Below are 6,581 nucleotides of genomic sequence, written 5' to 3' on the forward strand. Positions count from 1 at the left end.
CGGCCGACGAGGCCGAGGAAGTACTGGTCCGAGGCGAGGTAGTCCGGGGCGTGCACGGCCGGCCCCATCGCCTGCGGGGTCCACACCTCGGCCTCGCCGGTGAGCCCCCGGAAGCGCGGCGGCGCCACGCCGACGATCGTGAGCGGCACCCCGTTCAGCCGGAGGGCGCGTCCGAGGACCTGCGGATCGGCGCCGAAGCGGCGCTCCCACAGCTCGTGGCTGAGGATCGCCACCGGATGCGCGCCGGCGACGGAGTCCTCCTGCGGCAGGAAGGCGCGCCCGAGCGGCGGACGCACGCCGAGCGCCGGGAAGTAGGACGCCGAGACGAGCTCCATGCGGATGCGGACCGGCTCGTCGCCGCCGCCCGAGAGGTTCGCGTCGGTGGCCCAGTACGCCGCGAGGTGCGAGAGCGTGGTGAGGCGCGCCCGCAAGGCGCCCAGCTGCGGGGGGGACCACCACCGGAACGGGGGTGCCTCCGGGTTCCGCTCGGAGTAGGTCTGGTGCAGCACCACGAGCCGTTCGGCTTCGGGGAAGGGGAGGGGGCGCAGCAGGCTCGCGCTGACGAGGCTGAAGACCGCCGCGTTCGCGCCCACGCCCAGCGCCAGCGTGAGGACCGCCGCCGCCGTGAAGCCCCGGCTCCTGCCCAGCGCGCGCGCGGCGTAGCGGAGGTCGCCCCGGAGCTCGTCGAAGTGCCGCAGCCCGCGCGACTCGCGCCCCTCCTCCTTGTAGCGCTCCGTGCTGCCGAACTCCAGCCGCGCCCGCCGCAGGGCCTCCGCGGGCGCGATGCCCGAACGGACCAGGTCCTCCGCCCGCAGCTCCACGTGCAGGCGAAACTCCTCCTCCATCTCCGCCTCCACGTCGGCGCGCCGGCGGAGCCCCCACCAGAGGGAGCGCACCCGGGAGAGCAGGGCACGCATCGCTCAGCCCTCCTGCGGCGTGGCGGCGAGCGCCAGGGCGATCGCCGCCGCCAGGCGGTTCCAGCTCGCTGCCTCCTCCCCGAGCCGCCGCCGCCCCGCGGCGGTGAGCCGGTAGAACTTCGCCCGCCGATTGTTGTCGGAGACGCCCCACTCGCTCTCGATGAGCCCCCGGTGCTCCAGCCGGTACAGCGCGGGGTAGAGCGCGCCCTGCTGGACCTGGAGCGCGCCGCCCGAGATCTGCTCGATGCGCAGCAGCACGCCGTACCCGTGCAGCCTGCCGAGCGAGACAGCCTTCAGGATCAGGAGGTCGAGGGTTCCGGGAAGCAGCTCCGCCGTGTCGGCCATGGCTCTCTCCTATGCTGGTTAGGAAGAGAATACGTGCCGCTCCCCTAAGCTGTCAAGGAGAGCGTTCGCGGGGGCCGGGCGGCTGTGTCGGCGGCTGTTCCGATGCCGCGTCGCCAGCCGCTCTCCACGCGCATAACAGCCGCCATGGGCGCACCATGTCGGTGCAGCAGCTCGCCAATCGCTCAACTTTGGTGCACGAGGTTTCGGGGCGTGTTTTTGTAAGGTGTTTGGTGATAAGGGTTTGGCAATCAACTGGCTGCGGCAGGCCGAATGCATGGGGACACGGCGGTGCTCAACGATCCGCGGCACCGACCCACCCCATCCTTTCGGAGGTACACCATGCGTCGTTCCACCCTCGCGACCGGTGCAAGCCGTGGTGCCGTCGTCGCGTCCCTGGTCGCCCTGGCGGCCTGCTCGACCGACCAGATCCCGAGCGGCGTGTCGCCGGATTCGGCGCTGGAGCCCTCGCTGAGCGCGTCCAGAGCCGGCGGGCACGAGTTCGTGCCGGGTGAGGTGATCGTGAAGTTCCGGGCGGGCACCCCTGCCAGCGCGCGGGAAGCGGCGCTGCAGGCGGCGAGCGCCCGGGTGAGCGAGCGGATCGTCACCGGCGCCATGCGCGGCGCCGGCGACCACGAGGGGATCACCGTGATGCACTCGGCGCTCGGCACCGCGGGCGCGATCGAGCGGCTGCGCGGCAACCCGGCGGTGGAGTACGCGGAGCCGAACTGGATCTACCGCCACACCGCGGTGTCGGACGACCCGTTCTTCGTCGACGGCTCGCTGTGGGGGATGTACGGCAGCCTGACGAGCCCCGCGAACCAGTACGGCAGCCAGGCCGGCTCGGCGTGGGCCGCCGGCCACATCGGCGCGAAGACGGTCTACGTCGGCGTCATCGACGAGGGGATCCAGTTCGACCACCCCGACCTGGCCGTGAACGTCTGGCTGAATCCGTTCGACCCGGCCGACGGCGTGGACAACGACGGCAACGGCTACGTGGACGACACCCGCGGCTGGGACTTCGCCAACGGCGACAACTCCATCTACGACGGCGGAACGCGCGGCTCGCTCGACAAGCACGGCACCCACGTGGCCGGCACCATCGGCGCACTGGGCGGCAACGGCCTCGGCGTGGCCGGCGTCAACTGGAGCGTCACGATGATCTCGGGCAAGTTCCTCGGCCGGAACGGCGGGACGACCACCAACGCCATCAAGGCCGTCGACTACTTCACCGACCTCAAGACGCGGCACGGGCTGAACATCGTCGCGACGAACAACTCCTGGGGCGGCGGCGGCTTCAGCCAGGCGCTGCTCGACGCGATCAACCGCGGCGGCAACGCGGGGATCCTCTTCATCGCGGCGGCGGGGAACGGCGGCGCTGACGGCGTCGGCGACAACAACGACACCTCGGCGAGCTACCCGTCCAACTACGAGTGCACGGCGAACGGCACCTACGACTGCGTGATCGCGGTGGCCTCCATCACGAGCAGCGGTGCCAAGTCCGGCTTCTCCAACTACGGTGCGAAGACCGTCGACCTCGGCGCGCCGGGCTCGGGCGTGTACTCCACGCTCCCGTACAACACGTACGGCTCCTACAGCGGCACTTCGATGGCCACGCCGCACGTGGCCGGCGGCGCGGCGCTCTACGCGTCCACGCACCCCGGCGCGACGGCCGCGCAGATCCGCGGTGCGCTCATGAGCAGCACGACTCCGACGCCGTCGCTGGACGGCAGGACGGTGACGGGCGGGCGCCTGAACGTCAGCGGCTTCTGACCCGCTGCAAGCTCGAAGCGGCAGCGCCCTGACGGGGCGCTGCCGCACGGTTCGGAAGCCCCGGCCGCCCTGGCGGCCGGGGCTTCTCTGCTCTCTAGTCCGGCTGCCTCTCGTTGGCAGTCGGGAACGCCGGTGCGGGATGGGTCCCGATCATCTCGGCGTACGTGCTGGCCCAGAAGTCGGGGGGACCCTCGCTGTCGGGCACCCGGTTGCTCACCGGCCTCACACCCCGCTTGAGGTACGCGGCGATGGCCAGGAGCTCCTGGTCGGACATGTGGCGGAAGGCGTTCCAGGGCATGGGCGGGGCGAGGTACTTGGGGTTCGCGGGGAAGTTGCCCTGGCCCGGAGTAGCGGAGGTGATCTCCACGTCCGGCGTCTCGCCCGGGCGGAGACCATACCGCAGCGCGTTGAAGATCTGACGCTCGCTGAACCGGCCGATCCCCGTCGCGTTGTCCGGGGTGATGTTGCGCGGATACGTCTTGAACGGGCCGATCTGGAAGATCTGCTGCTCGCTCCGCACACCGGAGAGCCATCCCGCCGCCGCCGGATTGTCGAAGCCGCCGTGGCAGTCCCCGCAGCCGTGCTGGATGACCAGGTGCCGCCCGAAGAGCACCTGCTGGTCCTGCCCTCCCTGGTCCGCCACCAGGCTCATGCGGCCGGCGGTTGCCGGGGCCGGAGCGGCGCAGGCGGCGGTCGAGGCGATCAGGAGGACGGCCGGGGCCCACCGGCCGAACCGGAACGAACTGCTCACCCGTCGCGTCATCTTCGTCTCCTGGTTAGCTGACCTCCAGAACGCCCATCATCCCGTGATCCTCGTGATCCAGGATGTGGCAGTGGAACATCCACTTCCCCCGGTAGTTCTCGTACCGCACGATGAAGCGCACCGTCTGGTGCCTGGGGACGTTCACCACGTCCTTCCAGCTCCGGAACGGCTCCGGGACCCCGTTGCGGTCCAGCACCTGGAACTGGAAGCCGTGCAGGTGGAACGGGTGGTCCAGCCCCACCAGGTTCTCGACCTCCCAGATCTCCGTCGCCCCCAGCGGCGCGCTCACGTCCACGCGGCTCATGTCCATCAGCCTGCCGTTGATCATCCCCTGGGTCAGCACCATCACCCGCGTGGCCGTAGCCTGCGCGGTGTCCAGGGCCGGGACCGGGCGCAGCACCTCCGGCAGCGCCACGGGAGTCGTGGGGCGCTCGCTCGTGTACCGCAGCGTCAGCAGGTCGCGCGGCTGGTTCCAGTCCTTCGGCCGGGTCTGCGGGACGTATCGGTCGTAGGGAAGCGCCTGCAGCACCGCGTGGCTCCCCGGCTGCCCGGTGCCGCGCACCAGCAGCTCGACGCGCTCGGCGCTGGCCAGCAGGATCTCGTCGACCTCCACCGGCCTCTCGAAGAGGCCGCCGTCGCTCCCCACGTGCAGCAGGGTGTGTCCCGGGAGCGCCAGGCGGTAGTAGCGGCCGGCCGACGTGTTGATCACCCGCCAGCGCTGCACCTCCCCGCTGCGGATCGTGAGCGTCGGCATGACCTCGCCGTTGACCAGCAGGAGGTTGCCTTCCCGTCCGTTCTCGAAGTCCACCCGGCCCTGCGGGGAGTGCGGGTCCGGCAGGTCCAGGGAGCCGTCCGGGAGGATGCGGTTGTCGGAGAGGATCAGCAGCTTCTCGGTGATGGAGGCGGGCAGGGGATCGTCCGCGGCACGTACGATGACCGCTCCGTGGAGGCCCCTGGCGACCTGGGCGCCGGTGTGGTGGTCGGGGTGGGGGTGGTACCAGTACGTCCCCGCGGAGCCGGGACGCACGGTGAAGCTGTACTCGTATTCCTCGCCCGGTGCGACCGGATGGAAGGGACTGCCGTCGGCCTCGAAGGGAAGGTGCAGGCCGTGCCAGTGGACCGTGGTGGGCACGGGGAGGTCGTTCCTGAAGCGGACGGTCACCCGGTCGCCCTCGCGCACCTCCAGCGTGGGGCCGGGGACGCGGCCGTTGTAGGCATACACCTCCGTCGTGGTGCCGGGCTGCAGTGCGAGGCGAGCCGGTGCGGCAATGAGCGACACCTCCACGGTCCCGGGCGCCGAGGAGCGGTTCACCAGGACGGGCGGGCCCGGTGCGCGCGCCGCCGGTGCGGCGGGCGCCGCGAGGGTGGGACGGTGGTGGCTCTGCGCGGCCATCTGGCCGAGCGGCGCCGCCGAGGCGAGCGCAATCAGCAGTGGGACCGCCGCGACGCTTCGACCGAAAGCGACACGTGCGTCTGCGATCAGCGGACAACTCGATGACATGGTGCGAGCCCTCCAGCAGAAAGGGGTACACTTGCCGCGTCCACCCACCGAACGGGAACGGGTTCTCCGGATTGCCGGGATGCGGCGGGCCCGAGCCGGAAAGGGCGGGGGCCCCGCTTGTTCGGATCGGATGCTTCTCGGGAGCAGCGCCCGGGTGGCGGCGCGCAGCACGGAGGCTGCAGGAGCGCGGACTACGCCGCGGCCGGCCGGGCTGGAAAGCAAATCGGGTACCCCGTGCCCCCACGGGGCACGGCGCGCGCTAAGTGCTTTCGTCCACGATGCTTAGGGGGATACCGCCAGTAGTTCTGCGCGGGAGCCGGAGGCGAGGAGGGACTTTTACGTCCCTGGATTTGGGGCATCGAAGTCCCACACCGGCCCCGCGCATCCCGAAAACGGGACCACGCCGGCCGAAGTGTCGGATGCGGTGGTGTTTGCAGCCCGGAAGCCTGCGGAAGGCTGCTGCCGGTGCTGCTACGTCGTGGGCGCCCGGGCCACGAACAGCGTATGCCTGGCCCCGGAGGTGGGGTGTGCCCGCACCCGGACCACCTGGACGCTCAGCCCGGCATCGCGCAGCACGGCCGCGAATTGGGGGTGCTCGTACGCGGACCAGTACACGACCCGCCCGCCGGGACGGAGCGCCGCCGCCGCGAGCCGTACGCCGCGGCCCCGGTAGAGCCTGGCGTTCCCCCCGGTGGTCAGCGCCTCGGCCCCGTTGTCCACGTCGAGCATGATGGCGTCGAAGGCACCGCGGCTCGCCCGCAGCACGTCGTACACGTCGCCGTGCCGGAGCTCCACCCGCGGGTCGGCGAGCGCGGGGCCGGCCAGCGGGTAGTCCGGGTTCCGGTTCCACTCGACGATCTCGGGGACGATCTCCGCGACGACCACCCGCGCATCCCGGGGGAGCACGCGCAGAGCGGCCCTGAGCGTGAAGCCGAAGCCCAACCCGCCGATCAGCACGTGCGCCCCCGGGCTGTGCTGCAGGGGGAGGCAGGCCAGCTCGGCGAGCTGCTCCTCCGAGTGGTAGCGCCGGGTGGACATCAGGTCCGTGCCCCCCACGCGGATGGCGTAGGCACCGTCACGCCGGTAGAGCGTCAGAACGGTGCCGTCCGGGGCGGTGGCTTCGCCGAGGCGTTCGAGTCGCTTCACCGTTTCGGCCGGGCTGGATGGCGCGCCGCTCCCGTCCGGCTCAGGGCGCCTGGTCCATGGCCCGGAGCACCTCCCCGAGCCGCTCGATCTCCGCGCCGTAGGTGCCCCAGTCCCCGGCCCGCTGCGCCGCGATCGCGCG

At 71.6% G+C, this 6,581-nt stretch carries 6 protein-coding genes; 1 reads left to right on the plus strand and 5 read right to left on the minus strand.

The features are described from left to right. Both VGR37_00190 and VGR37_00195 read right to left on the minus strand, forming a co-directional pair. On the minus strand, positions 1–917 hold a 917-nt coding region (locus VGR37_00190; GenBank protein ID HEV2145812.1), incomplete at its 3' end, for an ABC transporter permease. 3 nt (positions 918–920) lie between these two features. Further along, a complete protein-coding gene (locus VGR37_00195; GenBank protein ID HEV2145813.1) occupies positions 921–1,262 on the minus strand; it encodes a PadR family transcriptional regulator in 342 nt (113 codons plus the stop codon). Between the two features lie 339 nt (positions 1,263–1,601). On the opposite strand from VGR37_00195, the gene VGR37_00200 reads away from it, so the two are divergent. Next, positions 1,602–3,032 carry a S8 family peptidase gene (locus tag VGR37_00200; protein ID HEV2145814.1) on the plus strand — a complete coding sequence of 477 codons (1,431 nt, stop codon included), beginning with the start codon at positions 1,602–1,604 and terminating at the stop codon, positions 3,030–3,032. 94 nt (positions 3,033–3,126) lie between these two features. Here the strand turns inward: VGR37_00200 and VGR37_00205 are convergent, their stop codons facing one another. From VGR37_00205 to VGR37_00215, 3 genes are all read right to left on the minus strand, one after another. Continuing rightward, a complete protein-coding gene (locus tag VGR37_00205) occupies positions 3,127–3,795 on the minus strand; it encodes a hypothetical protein (GenBank protein HEV2145815.1) in 669 nt (222 codons plus the stop codon). 13 nt (positions 3,796–3,808) lie between these two features. Continuing rightward, the gene (locus VGR37_00210) at positions 3,809–5,188 is read right to left on the minus strand and encodes a multicopper oxidase family protein (GenBank protein HEV2145816.1); all 1,380 of its coding nucleotides are present in this window, start codon (positions 5,186–5,188) and stop codon (positions 3,809–3,811) included. A gap of 579 nt (positions 5,189–5,767) precedes the next feature. Then, on the minus strand, positions 5,768–6,442 hold the full coding sequence (locus VGR37_00215; protein HEV2145817.1) for a hypothetical protein: 675 nt from the start codon (positions 6,440–6,442) through the stop codon (positions 5,768–5,770). Positions 6,443–6,581: the final 139 nt, after the last annotated feature.

It is taken from the genome of Longimicrobiaceae bacterium (assembly GCA_035936415.1).
In the GTDB taxonomy this organism is placed as follows: domain Bacteria; phylum Gemmatimonadota; class Gemmatimonadetes; order Longimicrobiales; family Longimicrobiaceae; genus JAFAYN01.